We start from the raw sequence: 21,389 nt of genomic DNA, 5'->3' as shown, positions 1-21,389 counted from the left end.
AGTGTGGAGCCGAGACGTGACCCGCGGAATAGCAATTGCCCTGATTGTTGTCGTCGTCCTGTTCGCCGGCTTTGTCGTGCTTCGGGGCGCGGGGTCTTCCGCGGGCGGATCTGGCGGAGAGACCCCGCACGCCCTCGATACGCGCCCCTAATGGCAGGTTCGCCGGCTCGCCAGGCGCACATTGCCCTTCGCCCCGCCGCGGGAAGGGGCCGATAAACCATTTCCAACAGGAGGCTGCCCGATGTATCGGCTTGCGCTTTCGGCAATCATCATATTGACAGGCGCTGTCCTTGTCCTCGGAGGCCTCTGGTTGGCTGCCCTGGGCGGCAGCTGGTTCTACGTCGTGCTGGGCGCGATGCTCGCTGCATCTGGCGCGCTGATCGCCATGCGCAGACCGGCTGGAGCTGGCCTCTACGCCGTTACGATCCTCGTCACGCTATGTTGGGCCTTGTGGGAAGTCGGCTTGAACTGGTGGGCGCTGGCACCGCGGGGCGGGCTGTTGCTCGTTCTCGGTATTCTCGTGCTCCTGCCTGCCATCGTAAACGCGTTCAATCGGCGCTATCGGATCACGGCCGGGTTTGACGCCAACAATGCAGCGCTGACCGCAGTCATCGTGTTGGCGGCGGCCGTCGGCATCTATTCGATGTTTCAGGATCCAGACGACGTTTCCGGCACATTCAATCAGGAGCGTATGGCGGCAGCGGCGGCGGCAACGGACGGGGGAATTCCTCCCGGGCAATGGGTTGCCTACGGCCGCACGTCGATGGGCCAGCGCTTCTCCCCGCTCGCCCAAATCACGCCGGCGAACGTCGACAAGCTAAAGGTCGCGTGGACTTACAAGACCGGGCAGATCCGTGACCAGAACGATCCTCAGGAAACGACCTATGAGGTCACTCCGCTTATGGTCAACGGCACGGTATATATTTGTACTCCGTTCAGCACGGTGATCGCGCTCGATCCCGAGACCGGCAAAGAGAAATGGCGGTTCGACCCCAAGCTCAAGCAGCCGCCTCGGGACACCACGCAGCATATGACCTGCCGAGGCGTGGCCTACCAGGAGGTCACACCGGCCGACGTGCCGCCGGAAGTCTCTCTCGCACCTGACTCGGCCGCGGCCGGCACCCAGGCTGCCGCCGATCTCCAGCAAAGCGTCGACGAAGTGACGACCCAGGCCGCTGGCGTACCGCAGAATGTGGTGACCGGGCACGCGCCGGCCGGAGCTCCCAATCCGGTGGTCGACCGCGAGCAGCCCCCGGCGCACGTGACCCTGAGCGCCGAATGCACCAAGCGACTTTTCGTCCCCACGTCGGATGGCCGGCTGATCTCGATCAGCGCCGACACCGGCAAGCTTTGTCCCGGATTCGGCGGTTCGGACGGCACGGTAAACCTATGGGCCAACATGCCCAACGTGACACCCGGCTCGTTCTATTCGACGTCTCCTCCAGTTGTCGCCGGGAACCTGATTGTCGTGGCTGGAGCAGTCAACGACAACGTTGCGACGACCTCGCCGTCAGGCGTGATCCGGGCCTTCAACGCCTATACCGGGGCACTGGTTTGGAATTTCGACAGCAAGAACCCAGATGCGACCGCTCCAATTCCCAACGGCCAGACCTATTCCCACAATGCTCCCAATTCGTGGAGTGTCGCCAGTTACGACCCCAAGCTCGGGTTGATCTATTTTCCAATGGGCAACGAATCGCCCGATCAGTTCGGCGCCAACCGCGGACCGAACACCGAGCGGTTTTCGTCCTCGATCCTGGCGCTGCATGCGGACACGGGACAGGTGGCGTGGGTCTTCCAGACGGTTCATCACGACCTGTGGGACTACGACGTGCCAGCCCAGCCGAGCCTGGTTGATCTGACCATCAACKGGCAACAAGTTCCGGCCCTGGTGGCGCCCACGAAGCAGGGCGAGGTGTTCGTCTTGAATCGCCTGACCGGCGAACCCGTTTTGCCGGTCAAGGAGGAGCCTGCGCCGCAAGGTGCTGTCGGCGGAGACCATACAGCGCCAACGCAGCCACACTCGGCGGTGTCGTTCAGGCCAAAACCACTGACCGGAGCCGACATGTGGGGCGCCACCCCCATAGACCAGCTTTACTGCCGCATTCGCTTCCATCAACTGCGTTACGACGGTGCGTTCACCCCGCCTTCCCTCGGCGGCAGCATTGTTTATCCGGGAAACTTCGGCATCTTCAACTGGGGAGCCATTGCCGTCGACCCACAGCGCGACATTGCCTTCGCCATGCCGGTCTATCTGGCTTTCACCTCGCAGCTGCTGCCCCGGCCGGACGACACAACCCGCGTCGTCAGCAAGAAAGGCGCGCCAGTGTTCAACGAAAACTTCGGCGCTCCGTTCGCCGCCAAGATGGGCCCGTTTTACTCATTTCTCAATCTGCCGTGCCAGCGGCCACCATGGGGGTATGTCGCTGGCGTGGATTTAAGAACGGGCAAGACGGTGTACCGCCATGTCAATGGCACCGTCCGCGACCTGTCTCCTGTCCCGCTGCCGTTCAAGATGGGAGTGCCAGGGATTGGCGGCCCCATTATCACCGCGGGCGGCGTCGCCTTCTTGAGCGGCACGATGGACAACTACGTTCGAGGCTATGACCTTCGCACAGGTCGCGAGATTTGGCGCGATCGCCTGCCGGCGGGCGGGCAGGCCACGCCGTCCACGTATCAGGCTGCAGACGGCCGCCAGTATCTGGTCGTGGTGGCGGGGGGTCATGGGTCGACTGGCACAAAGGCAGGCGATTCGATCATCGCCTACGCGCTGCCTCGTTGACTGCTGCCCTTTCCCGTGTAGAGCGCGCTCCGCGCGACGTCCAGGCTGCGCGGTCGCCTGGGCGTGTCCTCGGGCGCCGACTAGCCGCCACCTGACGAGTTCGCAATTTGAGCATTGAACAAGGCTTCTCCGTCCGACACACCGAATGCCACTTCAACCTCTCGCTCGACAACCCCGCCCCAATAGGAAGAATAGGCCTCGCGGCTGGACGGGGTCCGCTCCGAACCGAGTTCAGGCGCGTAGGCGCGCACTTGTTCCAGCAGCGCCTGCCAGGGCAGCCAACCAACAATCCAAACCGGAATCTTGTGAGGGCGGCTCAAGCACAGGCAGGGAAACCGTCCCACCCCGCGAAATCGTGCCTCACGTACATCGTCTTGAAGGGCCGCTTTGGCGTCGCGCCCGGCGAATTCCTTCACGAAGAGGGCATGATCGAACTGCTCGGGGCGAGCTTTGGCAAGCTCACAGGCAAGCTCAACCAGCACTTCGTCGCGCGCTACATTGCGCCCTTCGAGCATCAGTGCTTGCCGGACGTGGCGGAGATAAAGATCGCCGGCGGCTGGCGACTGAAGCCCTGCGGCCTTGACCGCAAGGCAGGCAGGCCATGACGAGGCGGGCGGGTCTTGCGCCCAGATCGCCGGCTCAAGGGGCATTCCAGTCACAGCGCTGGCCTGGATCCACAGCGGGCCCATCTGGATCGGCCGATGCATGTCGTGCACCGGATCACAGAACCTGTCCCAGCCTCCAATCATGCCGCCCATCCGCAGCCGCAAGGCGACCTTGCCCCGAAACCCGTAACGCAGTCGCCGCAGCTGGGGCTCAAGGCCCCAGCTCCAGCAACACAGCGGATCGGTGAAATAGGAGATTTCCAGGACCGGTTGCTGCCCCGGCGGCGCAGCTGGGCGACCTGCCGCGAATGTGTGCGTCACGCCATCTTAGACCTGGGAAGTGTCGGGCCTCATGGGACTCTCCAGTTTGTCCTGCGGGTATGAGGACCATTGTGCCGGTGCGGAAGCCGTCTTGGACTTGACCTCCTCACTGCGCTTTTTCGACATCTCCTTGTTTTTTGCAGCGACTTGCTCCTGCGTCGTCTTCACTCCTTTGGGCTCATGATTGATCTCGCCATCGGTGTCGATGACGTGCTTGAGCGGCTCCTTGACGTACTCCCAGCTTTCGCCCTCGTCCCATGGACCCTGCCCTTCGTTCCAAGGTCCTCGCGCATCAGCACCGTTCGAAAGATTGAAGTAGGTGTGCGTGTGCCGCGGGTCACCCTGCAGAACCCCCATTGGGAAGTTCGGTTGAATGGTGTCCAAGGCTGCCCCGAACATCTGAAAATGCGCAATTTCCCGTGTCATCAGAAAGCGCAAGCTGTCATGCACCAGCGGATCGTCAGTGAACTTCATCAGGTATTCGTAGGTTATCTTCGCGCGTGCCTCGGCGGCCATGTCCGAGCGCAGATCGACTGTCAAATCTCCATTGGCATCGATGTAGCTTCCTGAGAACGGGACGCCTTGGCTGTTGGTCAAAGTAGGCCCGCCGCCAGATTGTATAAGGAACAGGGGGTTGGTAAGCGCCTCATGCAGCACCTCCTCCTTACCCGCCTTGCCTTTGGTCAGTTTGTTAAGAGGGCAAGCCTCGGCGGCGTTCTTCAACTCGCCGTTCACGCCATCCAGAAGCATGGTGATCGTGGCGCCGACGATCTCAAGATGGCTGAATTCCTCGGTCGCGATGTCCATGAGCATGTCATACTTGTCAGGATAGGGTTTGCGCGTCGAAAAGGCCTGCGTGAAGTAACGCATGGCAGCGGCAAGCTCGCCATTCGCACCGCCAAACTGCTCAAGCAGAAGGGCGGCAAACTTCGGGTCCGGTCCGGACACGCGTGCGTTAAATTGCAGTTCCTTGACGTGATAGAACATGATCGTCTCCGTGATTTTAGGGGATAGGATCGCTCCAAGTGGGAGGACAGCGAACCCGACGCTGGAGCGGATAACCGAACCGAGCGACTGCAACCCGAACTTGAGCGGGCCCAGCTTGTTCCACGGCCCGGGGGCACTTTGTTCACGTCGCAGGCCGCTTCCGCTCGCCGATCCTGTCGGTGTGCGGGTTTTGGTCAAAACCGATGTGCGTAGAACGATGTTCCCATCGTCGGAGCGACAGGTGCTGTGTTGCGCGCAGCGACAGGCCTCACGTAACCCGCCTGATATGGCCGGGTAGGCCTTTGCGATGAAGGGATGGGTGGGGCCGCCCTCCAGGCCCGCGAACTACTGTGGCGGCGAGCCTTTAGAGCCGCGCTGCTTGCCATTTCCGAGGGCCACGTCAAGCTCTGCGCCGACCAGTACCAGCGTTGTGGACAGCCAGAGCCATATCATGAAGGCGATGACGGTACTGAGGGATCCATAGGTGATCGACAGGCTCGCCACGTGAGCAAGCACGCGCGAGAACAGGGCGGAACAGGCGGTCAGAGCTGACGCCGCTGCGAACGAACCGAATGTCACCAGCGAGCCCTGCTCACCCTCGCGATTAGGAGCAAAGCGGTAGAGGATTCCAACGCCGACGGTGGAGAGCGCGACCAAGGCAGGCCATCTGCAATAGGTCAACAGCACCGGCCATTTCGGCGAAATCCCGCCAAGCGCAACCAAGGACGGGCCGATCACAATCAGCGCGATGCCGATCACCGACAGAAAAAGAATGCCGCCAGTAAATGCCATCGTGACCACTGTAAGGCGCAGGAAACCTCTGCTCTCCGTACGCTTAAAAATCGTATTGAGTGCGACCAGCAATGCCTTGACGCCGCTGCTTGCGCTCCAGATGGCCAGAGCAAGGGCGAAAAATGGACCAAGGAAGCCCGAAGAAGCCCCTCCGTCCGCGCTCTGCGCAAGTTGGTTGTTCACGGCCATTCGGATGATTTCCTGCGTGCTCTGCGGCATCACCGTGGCAACAGTCATCACTGCAGCCCGCAATTCGTCTGGGCTTATGAACTGGCTGCTTGCCCATACCAGCACGGCAATGCCGGGGAAGGTCGCCAGGGTCGCGCAAAATGCTACACCCGACGCGATGCTGGAAAGCCCGTGCGTGTGGAATGCGATCGCGGCTTGACCGACGGCTTGCGCCCAAGACCGCAGCTTGGCTGAGGTGAACCATGGCTCCGGCATGCTGCCTCCGACCTGGGAACCATTCATGCAGCGCATCGTTCCACGGCCATAAGGTGCCTCACCAAGCCTGATCGCTTCTTGGCCATGCCTTCGTCGGTTGTCTCCTGAAGTTTACCGGTTTCGACTGCACGAAACAGCTTCTGGCGCCCCCAGGTGTGGCGTGGCATGGAAGACAATCCGCGCCGCGGTTGAACCGAAGGGATGGTGCACACGTGCCAGCTGGCGATCATCCAAAAGCACTCATCCGCTATGGGGTCTTATACGCCGGCTTTGCCGGCGCGGTGCTCTTTCTCATTTGGCGCGTGAGCGAGGCGCTGCTGCTTCTCTTTGCCGGCGTCGTATTTGCGTCTTTTCTCGACGCCCTCACGTACATGCTCGGGAAGCTCGTGCATTGGCCGCGCGGCGTCCGGCTGATGATCGTCTGTGTGGCCCTGTTCGCCTTCGTGTTGGCCTGCGTTGCATGGGGCGGAGCCGCGATCGGGGTGCAAGGCAGCGAACTGGCTGCCACCGTGCGCGAGCAGATCAACAACGGCTTGGCTTGGCTGCAGCAACACGGCTTCAAATTCCCTCGGGACACCGCGGATGATTTGACGCAGCCGGACCTGCGCGAGGCGACCCCGACGTTGAAGTCTATGCTCCCTAACGTCGGCGGGTTGTTTGGGCCGGCCTGGACCGCCGTTGCAACATTGGTAGCCGGGCTGGGCGACGGTATGATTATTGTTTTCCTCGGACTCTTCTTGGCCGCACAGCCTGTCGTATATCGCGACGCCGTTCTCCTGCTTGCCCCGCCGGATCGCCAACACGGCTGGCGCGTGACGCTGGACGAATGCGGACAAGCCCTGCGGCACTGGATTGTCGGCCAACTGATCACGATGACCTTGATCGGGCTGATCGTCTGGGTTGGGTTGACGTTCATTGGAGTCAGTCCGGCTGCTCTTCTCGGCCTGCAAGCGGCCCTGCTTGCCTTTGTACCCACGTTGGGGCCGCTGGTCGCTGGCGTTGTAATCATCGTCGCCAGCTTGCCCTTGGGCATTTGGGCAGTGATCGGCGCAGCTGTGACATATCTTTGCGCGCAGACGCTGGAGAGCTACGTCTTGACCCCGATGATCCAAAGGCGAGCCGTTTCCGTGCCTCCTGCATTGCTGTTTTCGGGCCAAATTGTGCTTGGGGTCATGTTTGGAATTTATGGCTTGGCCCTTGCGACACCCTTGGCTGCGGTCATCCGAATTCTGATGTTGCGGCTATACGTGGCACCCACGCGTCGCAGCAACGATGTCTCAGCGTTGGCGGCTTCCGACGGACAAGTGAAGCCTGGTGAAACGGGGGCTGGCTAGGACACTCCCGACCRGTCCCTCCGTCCATTGTTGCCCGTTCCGCTCGCCGCGCGCCGGCCGGCCCGATTGACCTGGCAAACACCTCTGAGACTATCTCCGGCGGTCGAGGCTGAGATCGGTTGGTCGAGAAGATCGCAGGATCAAAAATCTCGGGCAGGAAACGCCTCCACATCATCTCGACCTGCTCCAATGCGCATCATCTTGGCGGCTCGTCCATCCGCGCCGGCCGGAGGGTGCGCTTCGATGCCATCCCCCGGTCGGGAACCGGTTGCGGACGGCCCGGTGCAACTTCGCGCGGGACTCCTGGGAAAACATCGAGACGAGCAGCTTCGACGAGTGAGGTGCCACGACACGTGATGGACGCGAACAGTGGGCAAAACCCATCGACGCCAGCAGCATCAGCCAGTCATCGACGAATTTGCCTCGATTGCCGCTCGGATTTTCTGGCCTGTGCGACAGGGGTCGCACGGCCACGTGCAACAGCGGGAGCGCCGGATGGCGCTGCCCGCCGGACTGTCAGTCGAGCACTTTGACGATGGTGTGCGTTTCGGGATCAACGACCACGGTCCGATTATCAATCACGGTATATTCGTACTTTACGTTCGGCACTTTATGGAGTTCCACCTTTTCCGGCAGCGTGCTCCCGACCTTCAGCTCCACCCCCGGCAACTTGATGGAAGCCAGCGGTTCTTTCTTCACGTATTCGCGGATGGTCGTTTCCTGTTCCGGGGCCAGAACCACCGTATCCGCGATTGCGACGCTAACGCCCGACAAGAGCAACAGGCCGGCGACAGAGTTGGTGATCAACGTCTTCATTTTCGATTCTCCTTCTATGTGCCCTTCTTCAACGCTGGCCGATGCAGCGGAACCGCCGAGGGGCCTCTGGGCAATTCATGACTCAACGAGATTGTCGCAGCCATGTTTCGGCACAAAAAAGTGAAGGGGTTAATGCGCTTGCGCGTCCGACTTAGGTCCACGACTTAAGAGTCGACCGCCAGCTCAAAGACCAGCCGGACGAGCGCCACACTCGCGCACCGCGACGGCGTTGGACTTTGCTTGTCCTGGGCAAGGCCCGGCTTTTACTCACGCAAGTCGGCGGTTCCCGGCGGGCCGTGATTGCGCTCTGGTTTGCTTCGTATTCTTCGCCCGATCAGGTGCGTGAGGGGCGTCGCAGACGTGCCGTGCACCAGCACGGATAAAAACACCGCCGTGGTGCCAATTCCCCATACCTGGTCCAAGTCTGTTCGTTCGCGGATCAGCAGAAGATAGTACACTGTGGAGACGCCAATTGGACCGAACCAGCCAAGGAACACCGCCTCAGACGCTGTTTTCACCCCTGGTACCGCGCGATACAATATAACCCACCATGGCACTCGCCTCAGAAAGAGTACCGCTACCGCAAATGCCAAGCCCCTCCAGCCAAGCTCGTTCCAAGCTGTCCAAGGGAGCATCGCCCCGACCAGGATGAAGACCGGGAGGTCAAAGAAGCGGCTAACCGCTACCTGGATCTCTTCCTGGCGCGCCTCCCCGCTCGAGGCGGCGGGATTGAAGGCAAGCCCTGCAACAAAAACAGCAAGAATTCCGTCGCTCCCCATCAGCCGAACGACGGCAAGCACCGCGAGCGACAAAGCCACGGCTATGGTGGCGAGCGAATGGCGCTCGGAGAAGGGCTGGCGCCGAGCCCATACCAGAAGCTGGCCAGCCAGCCACCCCAACACGAGCCCTGTTGAAACGCCTCCCACAACCTCCCAGATCAGAACGCGCATCAGCCATTCCGAAAGCGCCTCTACCGGAGCGCGGGCGAGAAACAGAATTGGCAGCGTCACGAAAAGAAGTGCCAGGCCATCATTGGCACCGCTTTCGGCTGTCAGTAGACCGCGCATCCGGGTCGGAATCAGGCGCTTGGCGGCTGTTCCGCCGGTGATGGCGCCGGCTACGACCGGATCCGTCGGCGCAAGCGCCGCGCCGACCAGCAGAGCGACGTGCGGCTCCTGGTTGAGGACTGTCAGGGCGAGGAGTGAGCCTGATAAGAACATCAGCAGCATTCCTGGTCCTAACAAAATCGCCAAGCCAACAGCACGCTGGCACACGAAACGCGGCGGCAGCCGCAGGGCGGCAGCCATGACGGAGATCCCTAGCGTGAGCCGTGCCGCTTCCTTGAGGAGGGCGAATGGGTCGAGTGACACCGCAGCAAGATCTGCCCATCCAAGCATCAATGGCCCTAAAATTACGCCAAGCATCAGGCAGATGGTACTTTCGGCCAGCCACAGCCGGTTCCGGACATAACCGCCGACCAGGCCAAGCGCCAGCACGGTGCCTGCGCCGAGTGCCAGCGCTCCACTGAGACTGCTCATCAGTTGGCCTGGTGATCTTGCAGGGTGCCGCACTGATCCTGCCGGACAGAACAGATCGACAGCCGACGAAGAATGGAGCATACGGCGAGTAGCCGCGGCGCCTGTCCGGCAGATTCGAGCGCGTGCGGCGGGGCCGTTCTATCCCGCATACGGATCGAAGCCGGTCCACCCCGCAGCCTCATATTCGCTGCGCCGTTCCGCCAGATTGACTGACCTGGCCCGCAGAATCTGTTCAGCGTCTGGGATCGCTGGGTCCTTGACCCTTGCAACGACAAGAGTGCCGCCGCGGCGAATGCCTTCCGCGTAAACGCCGGCGTCCTCTTCAGCGAGGCCTGAACCGATCAACGCGCTGGTGATGCCGCCGGCTGCGCCAACTGCCGCCGCGCCGGTTAGGGCTCCCGCTGTGGTCGCGGCGAGCCACCCGGCCGCCGCCAGCGGGCCCAAGCCTGGAATCGCGATCACGCCAAGGCCGGCCAGAAGGCCTGCCGTACCACCGACCAGACCGCCGAGGCAGGCGCCGGCGACAGCGTCCTCTGCCACCTGCGACCGATGGTGCGCGTACCAACGGTTTGCCCCATGGGCAACAACGCTGATGTCGGACGGTGAAACGCCCGCCGCGCCCAATTCGCGAATCGCTTGGTCGGCATCGTCGTAGGTATCAAACAGCCCGATTACCACTTTCATATGGGGCTTCCTGTCCTGCACCGTGCGATTGGCGGCTCGCGGCATCGCACCTCTCGTCCAGGACCGCTCAACCATCTGCGGCCCTCCGGACCAGATTTAGGTGCATTGTTACGCAGCGACAGCGCCAAATGTCCTCCCGATGCGAAATGCCATGGAAACGCGCCTTTACCCGAATTCATAACATCAAAATCGACGGCCCAGCGGTCAGGGTAAGGACCGGGACAGCAACCGCTGGGCCGGACGGGAGCCTGCTCCTCCCGATGGCGAAATCTGAAAATTCCGCAGCTTCAGAACTCGCCGCCGCTCCCTGTCTACAAGGGCGGCCTTGCCACGTTGTGTTCACCCTCGTTGCACCATTTACTGAGCCCGGCCGGAAACTATTCCAGACGGGACGATCAATTTCCTAGCGTTTGTCGGGCGGGTGCGGTGATGGCAAGTCATCACTGCTCAGCGCATGTCACCCGGCGTCGGGAGCCGCTAGGAATCGTTACGGCAGTTGAGCCACCCTGGATCCGCGCCCGGTTCGCTCAGGCCCTAGGTCGAAGCTCGCTGGCCAAACGAATATCAAACCGAGCGCAAAACGAAATCCAGCATTGCGGCAAGGGGTTCGGGGCTTTTCCTGAGGCGGCTGCGAAGCGCGGCCCCCTCCCAGCAATCCACCAGGAGATCCGCCATCCTTGCCGTGTCGACGTCGGCCGCGATGGCGCCCTCTTTCTTGGCCGCGTCGAGGCACAGTTGGAGCCTTTGGGCAATCGAGGAGAAGCACCATTCGATCTTCTCCCTGAAGACGTCACTGATGCCTGAGAGCTCCTGTCCGAGTCCGCCCATGAGACAGCCCAGATACCCTTCCTGTCGATAGCTCTCCTCCACCTGCCGGAAGAAGGAGCGAATGCGCTCCAGCGGCGGCACTGCAACATCGGCAATGCAAGCGTCAAGCGTTGCATGAACGCCGGCGATGTAGGTGTCGATTACCTGGAGGGCGAAATCCTCCTTGTCGGAGAAGTGATGATAGAACGAACCTTTCGGCACCCCTGCCGAATCGAGCAGCGCCTGCAGGCCGAGATTGTTGTAGCCCTGCCTGAGCAGCATGGGCAGGCCTTCGCCAATGAGCCGTTGCTTCGTCGTGTGCATCGCTTGTCAGAATGATCGCGCCGGGACGGCGCGACCATTACACCCAACGAGAACGGATTTCCAATTCCGGCGATCGCCCGCGCTACCGTTGGGTCTTTTTGACCATGTGATCGATCACATGGCTGTGCTCGTGCTGTGGGCTGAACATGATAATGGCGGCATCCTCCACGACGCGCACATTGTGTCCGGGAGGCCAGTAAAAGAGGTCGTCCTTTCGCACCGTCTCCTGCCGCCCCTGCGCATTCGTCGTGGTGATCTCGCCCTCGAGCACATAGCCCCAGTGCGGGCACTGGCAGCAGTCGTGGTCGAGGCCTTTGAACAGCGGCGTCGTGTCGACACCCTTGGAGAGAGAGAAATGTTCGGCGCTGATCTGATCGTAACCGGCGACGCTGCCGAAGCCCAGGCGCTGCCTTATCACTGCTCCCGGAAGCTGAAGACGCAGGTCAACGTCATCTTTTGCAACTTTCATCGCGTTCCTCCATATTAGACCACTCAGTCTAGACTGAGTGGTCTAATATGCGCGGTCGATTTAGTCAAACGAAAAAGCATCCCGAGGCGATCGCCCGCGCGGCCTGCAGGAGCGCCAAGAGCTGACGCGCCCCTATCCATCGCGGCGGAACCGCCGCCGATCATGGGGCCGTTTGAGGGTTCACGCCTGTATGAGTATGTGCAATGCTGCCAGATCGCGCTGAGTGCACAGCTTCATGCGGCTAGTGGTGGCGTTGAAGCAGAGGGATCGGGGCAAGATTGATCGGCTGGTACTGCGCCAGTCTTCCTAGTGCCTCGGAGTCGCTCAACACAATCAGCCGCGCGTTGCTGCTGATCAGCTGTTCGGCTCGCAGCTGCTGCATGACGCGGTTCAGATGCGGCACGCTCAGCCCGAGGGCGTCTGCCATGACTTGCTGGGAAAAGGGCAGATCAAAACTCGTCTCCTGCGCCAGACCCACTTCGAAAAGGCGCGCATGAATTTCAAGCAAAAGGTGAGCCAGCCGCTCTATCGGTGTGCGCCTGCCGAGATTGACAATGTGCTCCGCATAGCTCGCCGCCTCCTGTGCTGCCAGCCAGCTGAGCACCAGGCCGAATTGCGGCTGGTCGTAGCAGAGACGGGTGTAGCGATCGATCCCACACACGGTGTACGTCAAATCCGTCAGCGCCTCGACGGCGTAGGTTGACCGATCGAAAAAGCTCACCGGAAATCCGATGACGTCCCCGGGCAGGATGAGCTTGAGAATCTGGCGCTTGCCGCTGCGGAGCACCCTGTAACGTATGGCGTAGCCATCCTGGACAAAGCACAGGCTCCGAAACGGGGAACCTTGGATGATGAGTTCTTGCCGTTTCTTGATGCAAACGTCGCGTTCGAAAATCGCTTCAAGCGCTTCGACGTCGTCTGCGTTCAGTCTCATGACGCGGGTCAGTCTGGTCTTGATCGCGTGACCGTTCAACGGCATGCGGCCTCCGATGCCCCGGGTCGTTGGGCCACCGCATCATGCGGCGACTTGTTAATCTAGATCATTAATCGAAATCATCCAACGAAAGTTGCATTGACCGGACCGCCAGCGCGGCTGCGAATGGCCTTCGGATCCGACCTGTTTCCTTGTCGGTTGGACGAAGCGGGGCTACGAGGAAAGCCCCAGAGGCTTTTTGGCCTAGGGAGGAAAATCCAATGCCATTCAACGATGACAAACGAGCCGGCCTGTCTCGCCGCACTTTGCTGCACGCCGGTGCTGGCCTTGCGGGCAGCATGATGCTGCCTGTCTCGCTCATCAGCCCGGCCTCTGCCTCCGGCGATCAGCCGGCGCTGGGCACATGGCCGGCAGGCTCGCAAGGCGATACGGTCTATATCGGTGCTACTGTGCCGCGCACCGGCGCCTACGCCGTCCAGGGCGAGGACGAGCTCAAGGGCATGCAACTGGCCGTCGAGCACATCAACGAGGGGAACGACCTGCTCAAGCAGATAGCGCCGAAGATCGACAAGGGCGTTCTCGGCAAGAAGGTGGCCCTGGTCGTTGCCGATTCAGCCGCCAAGCCGAACAATGCGGTGCAGTCGCAGCAGACCTTCATCAACGACAACAAGATCATCGCCATGACGGGATCTACCTCTTCGGCAGTGGCGGTCGCACTCAACAAGTTCGCTCAGCGCGAGAAGATCCTCTATCTGGTGGCAATCTCCGGCTCCAACGATACCACCGGCAAGGACTGCGCGCGCTATTCGTTCCGCCAGTGCGTCTATGGAGAGACCTGCGCCAATGCGATCGGCCCGGTGCTGGTCAAGAATTTCGGCAAAGGCAAGAAGGCGGCCTTCATGACGCCTGACTATACCTACGGCCACACCGTCACCAAGTCGGTCAATGACTATCTCACATCCCAGGGCGGTTGGGAGATGGTCACCAACCAGGTTTCGCCGCTCGGAACGCAGGACTTCAGCCAGTATCTCACCAACATCGCCAATTCCGGCGCTGAGTTCATCGTCAACGTCAACTGGGGCCGCGATGCCGTGCTCTCGGTGCAGCAGGCAAAGCAGTTCGGCCTGACGCCAACCATGAAGATGGTGATCCCCTACCAGATTCCGTTTCTGGCAAAGGAAGTCGGCCCGGACCTGACCGAGGGGGTCTTCGCCGCCACAGACTTCTGGTGGACGATGGAGGACAAATATCCGCTTGCAAAGGCCTTCGTCGATGCCTTCCAGAAAAAATACGATTACCGCCCCGAATGGGGTGCGGAAAACGCCTACATGCAATTCGCCATCTGGGCGCGGATGGTCTCTGAAGCCGGCACTTTCTATCCGCCAGACGTCATCAAGCAGTATGAAAAAGGCGAGACCTTCCCCTCGATGGTCGGAGACGTCAAATTTCGGCCCGAGGACCACCAGCTCATCCGTCCCGTCGTCATCGTCAGCGGCAAGGCTGCCAAGGACATGAAGAACCCGGAAGACTTCTGGGAGGTCGTGGAGATCGTGCCCGGCGAAGGCCTGATGCAGAAGCCCGATGCCTTTGGGTGCCAGCTTGGTGACTACACCTGACGCTCACGAAAATCCTCTTCGCATCGCCGGCGCCAACAAGGATCGTCGCTGCGTCACGGCCAGCTCAAAAGTGCGCCAAGCAATGTCTTCGCGCACTGAGCTCTGGCCGACCGACAGTCGCGGGGCAGCCGGCGATGCGACAGCCAATTCGTCAACCTCAGTTCGGGCGACAGCGTGATCAATTGGGCTAACTTCCTATCGCAATGCTTCAACGGGCTGGTGCTTGGCGGGCTGCTGGCGCTGATTTCGTCCGGCCTGACGATCATCTACGGCACGCTTGGCGTCCTGAACCTGGCGCATGGCGCCATGTTCATGCTCGGCGGCTATGCCGGTTGGGTGGCCTATCAGTACACAGGCTCTTTCCTCGTCGCGCTGATTGCCGGTTCGGTCTTCGTCATGCTGGTCGGCGTGCTGATGGAGCGGCTGATCATTCGCTATTTCTACTCGCGCCCGCAGGAGGATCAGATCCTGGTTACCTTCGGTCTGGGCATCGTCTTCGTCGAGACGGTACGCTTCTTCTTCGGCAGTCTGTCCAAGACGGTGCCGCCGCCGGCGCTGTTCCAGGGCATCACCAATCTGGGTTTCATGGTTTATCCGACCTATCGCCTCGCCTCGCTCGGCATTGTCACGGCGGCGCTGCTGGCCCTCTATCTGGTCCTCTACCGCACCCGCCTCGGCATGATCGTGCGTGCCGGCATAGAGGACTCCGTCATGGTCGGATCGCTGGGGATCGACGTCTACAAGGTGTTCATGCTGGTGTTCGGCATCGGCGCCATGGCGGCTGGGTTCGCCGGCATCGTCAATGCGCCAGTGGTGTCGATCGCGCCGGACGTCGGCGAGGCAATCCTGGTCCAGACCTTCGTCGTGGTCGTCATCGGAGGTGTCGGATCATTCCCGGGTGCGGTGCTGGGCGGCCTCATCGCCGGCGAGATCATCTCCATCACCTCGATGTTCAACCCTGGCTATTCGTATGTCATGCTTTTCGTGGCGATGACCCTCGTGCTGGTATGGCGTCCCTACGGATTGCTTGGCACGGCAGGCCGCGAGTGAACGCAATCCGCTCATGAACCAGAAACATCCCTTTCTCGTCGAGGTGCTGACGGCGATCGCGTTGATCGCCGCACCGTTCATCCTGCCGCACTTCGGCTTCGCACCGACCACCATCAACCGCATCCTGATCTGGGGGCTGTTCGGGCTCGGGTTCGACATCCTTTTCGGCTATACTGGCCTGCTTTCCTTCGGTCAGTCCGCCTTCTTCGGTACCGGCGGCATGTTCGCTGCCTACCTATTGACCGAGCTGGACTTTCCCTACGTCATGGTGGCGATCATCGTCGGCGCCATCGTCGCCGGCCTTGTCGGCTACCTCGTTGGGCTGGTCGCGCTCAGGCGGACCGGCATCTATTTCGCCATGATCACCGTAGCGATTTCGGAAGTCTTCTTTTTCGTCGAATTCAACCCGCTTTCTCGCTACACCGGAGGCGAGAACGGCCTGCCGGGGGTCCCGACGCCGAGCGTATTCCTTGGGTTCACCACGCTGACGTTCCATTCCGACAGGGCCATGTATGCTTTCCTGGCGTTCTGGTATTTCGTCGGCTTGGTCGCGGCGCTTCGCATCGTGCACTCCCCGGTTGGGGCGATCCTTTCTGCCATCCGCGACAATCCGCAGCGCGCGGCGGCACTCGGGCACAACATCCACGCCTATAAACACGCTGCCTTCGTGGCAGCCGCGATCTACGCCGGTTTCGCCGGCGGCCTGCTTGGCGTCATGCAGGGATTCATGCCGCCGGACGCTTTCATGTTCGACACTTCCGGCCAACTCGTGATGCAAACCGCAATAGGCGGAGCCGGGTCGTTGTTCGGGCCGCTGATCGGCGCGACGGTGTGGCTTTTCCTCAGCGATTTTTTCCAGAACACACTCCATTTGGGTGCGACATGGAAGCTGGTGCTCGGCATCGTTTTCGTGCTGCTGGTCGTGTTTCTGAGGCGCGGCATCGTCGGCGGAATTGCGGATCTCTACCGCATGGCTAAAGGCGCAAAGAAATCGGCGGAGCCGGCCGGGAACCCGGCGGCTGCCTCGGTGATCACGCCGGCCGCCACCGAGCCGATGCTGTCGCCAGCCCGTCCGACGCACCGCGCTCCCGGCCCTATCCTTCGGGCTACAGGGTTGAGCAAGCGCTACGGTGGCCTGATGGCCAACAGCGATATTGATTTCACGATCAATCATGGGGAAATCCGCGGTATCATCGGACCCAACGGCGCCGGTAAAAGCACGTTCTTCAAAATGCTTACCTGCGAGGTCCCGCCAAGCTCGGGCAAGATCATGTTCGAGGACCGTGATATTACCGGCATGAGCGTGACGGACGTCTGCCAACTCGGACTGACCAAAAGCTACCAGATCAACCAGCTCTTCGATCGGCTGACGGTCCGTCAAAATCTCACGATTGCTGCTCTCGGCGAAATCCGAGGCAAATTCAGACTGGACCTTTTCCGCAATATCCTCAAAATCCCTGGCCTTGCCGAGCAGGTGGAGCGTACGCTGGCTCTGGTCAACCTGATGCACCGCGTAGACACGCCGGTTTCGGAACTTGCCTATGGCGAGAAGCGGCGGCTGGAGATCGGGCTAGCGCTTGCGACGTCGCCGAGCCTGCTGTTGCTGGACGAGCCGCTTGCCGGCATGAGCCCGAGCGAACGCATCGAGACGGTGGCGCTGTTGAAGTCGATCGCGCGCGGTCGCACGATGATCATCATCGATCACGACATAGATTCCCTGTTCGAACTGGTCGAAACGGTCACTGTCCTGCAAGAGGGCCGCGTGCTCGTTCATGGCACCCCAAAGGAGATCAAATTCAATCCACGGGTTCAGGAAGCCTATCTCGGCGGCGTCCACGGAGAGATGGCATGAGCCTTCTCGAAGTCAAAGGACTGAATAGCTACTATGGGGACAGCCATATTCTGTTCGACGTGTCGCTACGCGTGGAGAAGAACGAGGTTGTCGCGCTTCTCGGCCGCAATGGCGCCGGCAAGTCCACGACCCTCAAGAGCCTGATGGGTGTCGTCACGCCGCGCTCAGGCAGCGTCAGGCTGGGCGGCGAGGAACTGGCAGGCAAAACGGCGCATAGCATCGCCCGGCTCGGCATGCAGCTGGTGCACGAGGAGCGGCGTATTTTCGGCAGCCTGAATGTTGAGGAGAACCTGATCCTCGCCGGCCTGACAGCTGAGAACAGGTGGCCCCTCGACAGGATTTACGAGATGTTTCCGCGTCTGAAAGAGCGGCGCGCCAGCCGCGGAACCGACCTCTCCGGGGGCGAACAGCAGATGCTGGCGATCGCCCGCGCGCTCATACGTGACCCGAAGATCATACTGCTCGACGAGCCATTCGAAGGGCTTGCGCCGGTCATCGTCCAGGATCTCGTCAAAGCCTGTCGCGAACTTGCGGATGCCGGGCGGACCATGGTCCTGGTGGAACAGAATCTTGCCGCGACGCTGACGCTTGCAGAGCGCGTTTATGTCATCAACAACGGGCACATCGCCCAGGAGTGGACGGCCGCCGAGATCAAGGCCAGGCCGGAACTCCTGCAACGCTATCTCGGCGTTTGATGGGAGCTGTCCCAGCAAGTTGCGGAAAGCCAATTCGCTCGCCCGTTGCGTTAACGCGAGTTTCCCAACAAGCCGCAAAGGCCTGGCGCCCCAGGCGCGGGCCCTTGGCGTGGTCTTCTTTGGAAAGCAGGCCAGCTGTCTATTGTCTATCCAAAGGCCTGGCCAATCAGATGACAGCGGAAATTCTCCTTCCTGCTGCAATTCCATTCAATAGTCCCGAATAGCGACGAGACGGCTGCCTCGGATAGTGGCCACCACGAGCCGGCCGTTCGGAGGGTATTTCGGCAATGCAGCCGCCTGATCCTCTATGGTTGCGCCATCGATTTCGCACAACGCGCCCCCGAGCAGCCAGTTCTGACCAGTCCTGTCGCCCACCACAGCTATGTAATCGCCGTCGGCCGGGTAACCCATCAAACCTATCTGCTCATATTCTTCCAATTCGCGCATGTGAGTTTACATCCCTCCAAACGACATCGTTTCAAAATCTATGGATGGCAAGATCCCGCGCCTGTCGTGCGCGGCCCGGCACCACCCCAACGGGTGCCGGGCCGCAAGGAAGTGCCCGCGCGGTCGCACTTCCTCGATACAGGCCTGATGGATCATCAAGAGCTGCTCGACCGAGGCATCGACGACTCGTTGGCGCAAGCCACGAGCGCAAGCTGTCGCGTGGCTCCGGCTTGTTGCCGGGCTTGAGACAGCCATACGGCTCTATGCTCCTGAGCAAGACCTCTCATGGCCGAGCGCGCCGCGGGGGTGATTTCGTACGCGCCGCAAAAAGCGCATTGGAATTCTGCCTGCCGGTGCGCCAGATCGGCTTCCAGGGCGGCTCCCTCACAAATCGGGCAAGTTGATGGATAGTATTTACGGCCTTTGTCAAACGGCAAAACGTTCATTCGCGGGCACCGCCTTTTTTCGGCATTAAGTTCTGTCATACACTTGCGCACCCTCCGGAGGCCCAGCGGCTGCATGGAGATAACAACCGCTGGGCTCGACGGGAGCGTCGTTCCGAACGCAAGGCGCTCGCCGTCATGACTCCGTCACCTCCGATATCTCCGGCAGGCAGACTGGGTTTGCCGGACAGGCCGAAGGTTCATCCCTACTTCTCGACTTACCAGGCAGGGGGGCGAACTATTCCCAGCCATAAGGCATTTTTTTCCATACACAATTTGCTCGGAACCGGCCGGGATAGGTCTCGTTGTGCCCGTAGTCCATCAGCCGCCTGCGAGGGCGAAATGGGCTTCATTGTCAACAGGAGATTCCCTCATGATCCGTACCATTTTAGCGACGACGGCATTGGCCACATTCGTTTCCTTGTCCAACTTCGCATATGCGGCGCAGCCGGCCACAACCCAGCAGGCCCAAGCCGTGCCTGGCCGCTTGGCCTCCAATATCATCGGCGACAAGGTTTATAACGGCACCGGCGACAAGGCTGACAATGTCGGCTCCGTCGATGACCTTTTGATAGGCGAGAACGGCGCCGTGGATTCGGTTATCGTCAGCGTTGGAGGATTTCTCGGAGTGGGGGAAAAGGACGTGGCCATCCCCTTCAGCGCCGTCAAATGGGCAGACAATGACGGCGGGCGACGGCTCGTGATCAATGCGACGGCCGACGACCTAAAGGCGAAACCGAGCTTCGACCGCAAATCCTATGACACGGCCAGCGCAAACAGCGCCGCGACCACCGAGACGAGGACCGACAGCATGGCAGCGGCGCCGGCGACCACCTCGACCGAGCCGGCCACGACCGCCGCGATCGGCTCGAAAGACAAGGCTTCGATGACCCCTGTCGATCCTGGAAAAATCCGCGCCGAGGAACTTGTCGGCACGACCGTATATGGCGCCAACAACGCTAAGGTAGGCGAGATCGGCGATGTGGTCCTCACAAAGGATGGCAAGGTTGACGCGGTCATCGTCGATGTCGGCGGTTTCCTCGGCATCGGTGAAAAGGAAGTGGCCGTAGGCATGGACAAGCTTTCATTCATGCAAGATCGCAGCGGCAGCAAATACCTCTATACTAATTTCACCAAGGATCAGTTGGAGGCCCAGCCCGCGTACGACAAAAGCACATGGGCCGAAAACCGCAACAGCCAGCGCATGATTGTGCAATAGTCATTCGAGGGCCGCTCCGATCCCGAGCGGCCCTCGCCACCGATCGACTTTCCGACGGCACACGTTCGAGCACGCTGCCGACGCGAGCCGTGTCCGTGATGCGGGCTGATGCTGGCGTCTCTCGGGAAGCCTGGGGTAAAGCGCAAACCCAATCTTGCCTCACCGCATCCGACGCCGTCCCTTGATTCACGCAGATGCCGGCCCGTGCGCCAGGTTGAGCCGAATGCCCACGGCGCGCCATGAAGCTCGGGAATGGCAGATTTTATCGCGCGCAGCCAATGAACTCAGTTTGCTGCCGATGGGATTTCGTCCGCGGCCGTCACGTTCCGGCCAGCCACCTGGCCGGCGCCGGTTGCCGCTCGGTCGCCGTCCGTGTGGTCTCCTGACTTGCCCCCCAGTTGCACAGAGCTTTCGCGACAAGGCCTGAGGGCCCACGGAAGCGACCGAGCCCGCCGCCCACACATATCTGCGACTGTCGTGGAATAGTTTCTGCTCGGGATCGGTAGATGCAGCAACGAGGTGAAGTTTGTCCGTGCTCGCCACTTTGAACAATTTTCGGATGCTCATGCCGAGCGTTTCTCGGGCTGCAATATGGAAGACGAGCGCTCGAGGATCTGCACCGAAGCGCTCAAGGCCGAAACTTCTGCCTCTCGGACCCAGCATCCCCCTACCCCGCATCTTGATCTGGATCGCCCCCGCCGAGAAAACCCCATCATCTCGGTCGATCGACCGATCGCCACACGACCAGCATCCACGAGGGCGCTGGAAAGCAACCTGAGACACAGGCGTCTCAAAGGGAGGAAACTATGGAACAAACATTTTCGCAACGCTTCGACGCTTACCAACCGTCAAAGAAGCTGTGGTTCTGGACGGTGGTATGTGCCGTTGTGCTGACGATGATCGTCGGCTTCACGGCCGGAGGCTGGACGACGGCTGGAACGGCGGCGGAGATGGCCAAGACATCGGCCATCAAGGCAAAGGCCGAGCTGGCAGCCAATCTGTGCGTCCAAAAATTTATTACAGCGTCGAATGCCAGCGACAACCTCGCCAAGCTGAAGGAAACCTCTTCTTATCAGCGAGACAGCTTCATCAGCGATGGCGGATGGGTGAAGCTGGCCGGGATAAAAAAGGATGTGCCGGGTGCGGCGGATCTGTGTGCCGACAAACTGTCGGCGATGGACACGATCCCGACGAACAGCGTGGCTCAGGAGAACACCAAAAGCTGATGAC

18 protein-coding genes are annotated in these 21,389 nt (G+C 60.9%); 8 read left to right on the top strand and 10 right to left on the bottom strand.

Translation table 11 applies throughout. The annotated features are described in order from the left end of the window. The first annotated feature begins 241 nt into the window (after positions 1-241). On the top strand, positions 242-2,782 hold the full coding sequence (locus LCM4577_RS10225) for a membrane-bound PQQ-dependent dehydrogenase, glucose/quinate/shikimate family (RefSeq protein WP_071071024.1): 2,541 nt from the start codon (positions 242-244) through the stop codon (positions 2,780-2,782). An 80-nt stretch (positions 2,783-2,862) separates the two neighbouring features. Here the strand turns inward: LCM4577_RS10225 and LCM4577_RS10220 are convergent, their stop codons facing one another. The 3 genes from LCM4577_RS10220 to LCM4577_RS10210 all read right to left on the bottom strand — a co-directional run bounded on the left by LCM4577_RS10220 (position 2,863) and on the right by LCM4577_RS10210 (position 5,931). Then, on the bottom strand, positions 2,863-3,708 hold the full coding sequence (locus tag LCM4577_RS10220) for a DsbA family protein (RefSeq protein ID WP_082047064.1): 846 nt from the start codon (positions 3,706-3,708) through the stop codon (positions 2,863-2,865). 6 nt (positions 3,709-3,714) lie between these two features. Further along, the gene (locus tag LCM4577_RS10215) at positions 3,715-4,695 is read right to left on the bottom strand and encodes a manganese catalase family protein (RefSeq protein WP_041005693.1); all 981 of its coding nucleotides are present in this window, start codon (positions 4,693-4,695) and stop codon (positions 3,715-3,717) included. Between the two features lie 345 nt (positions 4,696-5,040). Continuing rightward, positions 5,041-5,931 (bottom strand): YihY/virulence factor BrkB family protein, encoded by an 891-nt coding sequence (locus LCM4577_RS10210; protein WP_157900458.1) that lies wholly within the window; start codon positions 5,929-5,931, stop codon positions 5,041-5,043. A 212-nt stretch (positions 5,932-6,143) separates the two neighbouring features. On the opposite strand from LCM4577_RS10210, the gene LCM4577_RS10205 reads away from it, so the two are divergent. Next, complete coding sequence (locus LCM4577_RS10205; protein ID WP_157900457.1) at positions 6,144-7,265, top strand: AI-2E family transporter; 1,122 nt, start codon at positions 6,144-6,146, stop codon at positions 7,263-7,265. A gap of 516 nt (positions 7,266-7,781) precedes the next feature. On the opposite strand, the gene LCM4577_RS10200 is transcribed toward LCM4577_RS10205, so the two are convergent. From LCM4577_RS10200 to LCM4577_RS10175, 6 genes are all read right to left on the bottom strand, one after another. Continuing rightward, complete coding sequence (locus tag LCM4577_RS10200; RefSeq protein ID WP_041005312.1) at positions 7,782-8,081, bottom strand: DUF1236 domain-containing protein; 300 nt, start codon at positions 8,079-8,081, stop codon at positions 7,782-7,784. Between the two features lie 263 nt (positions 8,082-8,344). Beyond that, positions 8,345-9,619 (bottom strand): cation:proton antiporter, encoded by a 1,275-nt coding sequence (locus LCM4577_RS10195; RefSeq protein ID WP_071071018.1) that lies wholly within the window; start codon positions 9,617-9,619, stop codon positions 8,345-8,347. Between the two features lie 138 nt (positions 9,620-9,757). Further along, positions 9,758-10,303, bottom strand: a complete 546-nt coding sequence (locus tag LCM4577_RS10190; RefSeq protein ID WP_041005699.1) for a general stress protein — start codon at positions 10,301-10,303, stop codon at positions 9,758-9,760. A gap of 564 nt (positions 10,304-10,867) precedes the next feature. Beyond that, a complete protein-coding gene (locus LCM4577_RS10185; protein ID WP_041005314.1) occupies positions 10,868-11,434 on the bottom strand; it encodes a TetR/AcrR family transcriptional regulator in 567 nt (188 codons plus the stop codon). A gap of 82 nt (positions 11,435-11,516) precedes the next feature. Continuing rightward, complete coding sequence (locus LCM4577_RS10180; protein WP_041005316.1) at positions 11,517-11,903, bottom strand: hypothetical protein; 387 nt, start codon at positions 11,901-11,903, stop codon at positions 11,517-11,519. Positions 11,904-12,144: 241 nt separating this feature from the next. Further along, positions 12,145-12,882 carry a Crp/Fnr family transcriptional regulator gene (locus LCM4577_RS10175; protein ID WP_041005321.1) on the bottom strand — a complete coding sequence of 246 codons (738 nt, stop codon included), beginning with the start codon at positions 12,880-12,882 and terminating at the stop codon, positions 12,145-12,147. Between the two features lie 215 nt (positions 12,883-13,097). Here LCM4577_RS10175 and LCM4577_RS10170 point away from each other — a divergent pair, with 215 nt between their 5' ends. The 4 genes from LCM4577_RS10170 to LCM4577_RS10155 all read left to right on the top strand — a co-directional run bounded on the left by LCM4577_RS10170 (position 13,098) and on the right by LCM4577_RS10155 (position 18,050). Continuing rightward, a complete protein-coding gene (locus LCM4577_RS10170; protein WP_041005323.1) occupies positions 13,098-14,453 on the top strand; it encodes a substrate-binding protein in 1,356 nt (451 codons plus the stop codon). Between the two features lie 174 nt (positions 14,454-14,627). Beyond that, complete coding sequence (locus LCM4577_RS10165; RefSeq protein ID WP_041005324.1) at positions 14,628-15,503, top strand: branched-chain amino acid ABC transporter permease; 876 nt, start codon at positions 14,628-14,630, stop codon at positions 15,501-15,503. A gap of 13 nt (positions 15,504-15,516) precedes the next feature. Further along, entirely contained in the window at positions 15,517-17,355 is a 1,839-nt protein-coding gene (locus LCM4577_RS10160) for an ABC transporter permease subunit (protein WP_041005701.1), read from the top strand. Beyond that, positions 17,352-18,050 carry an ABC transporter ATP-binding protein gene (locus LCM4577_RS10155; protein WP_041005325.1) on the top strand — a complete coding sequence of 233 codons (699 nt, stop codon included), beginning with the start codon at positions 17,352-17,354 and terminating at the stop codon, positions 18,048-18,050. The genes LCM4577_RS10160 and LCM4577_RS10155 overlap by 4 nt, the downstream gene beginning before the upstream one ends. Positions 18,051-18,257: 207 nt before the next feature. On the opposite strand, the gene LCM4577_RS10150 is transcribed toward LCM4577_RS10155, so the two are convergent. Next, positions 18,258-18,497, bottom strand: coding sequence for a hypothetical protein (locus tag LCM4577_RS10150; protein ID WP_041005327.1), 240 nt, complete (start codon positions 18,495-18,497; stop codon positions 18,258-18,260). Positions 18,498-19,313: 816 nt separating this feature from the next. Between LCM4577_RS10150 and LCM4577_RS10145 the strand changes: the two genes are divergently transcribed. Beyond that, positions 19,314-20,159 (top strand): PRC-barrel domain-containing protein, encoded by an 846-nt coding sequence (locus tag LCM4577_RS10145; protein ID WP_071071016.1) that lies wholly within the window; start codon positions 19,314-19,316, stop codon positions 20,157-20,159. 806 nt (positions 20,160-20,965) lie between these two features. Further along, positions 20,966-21,385, top strand: coding sequence for a hypothetical protein (locus tag LCM4577_RS10140; protein WP_041005330.1), 420 nt, complete (start codon positions 20,966-20,968; stop codon positions 21,383-21,385). The last annotated feature ends 4 nt before the right edge of the window (positions 21,386-21,389 follow it).

Source organism: Mesorhizobium sp. LCM 4577 (genome assembly GCF_001854795.2).
GTDB classification, from domain to species: Bacteria; Pseudomonadota; Alphaproteobacteria; order Rhizobiales; family Rhizobiaceae; genus Mesorhizobium; species Mesorhizobium plurifarium.
The sequence above is the reverse complement of the archived record's forward strand: the minus strand, read 5'-3'. Positions and strand labels throughout refer to the sequence as shown.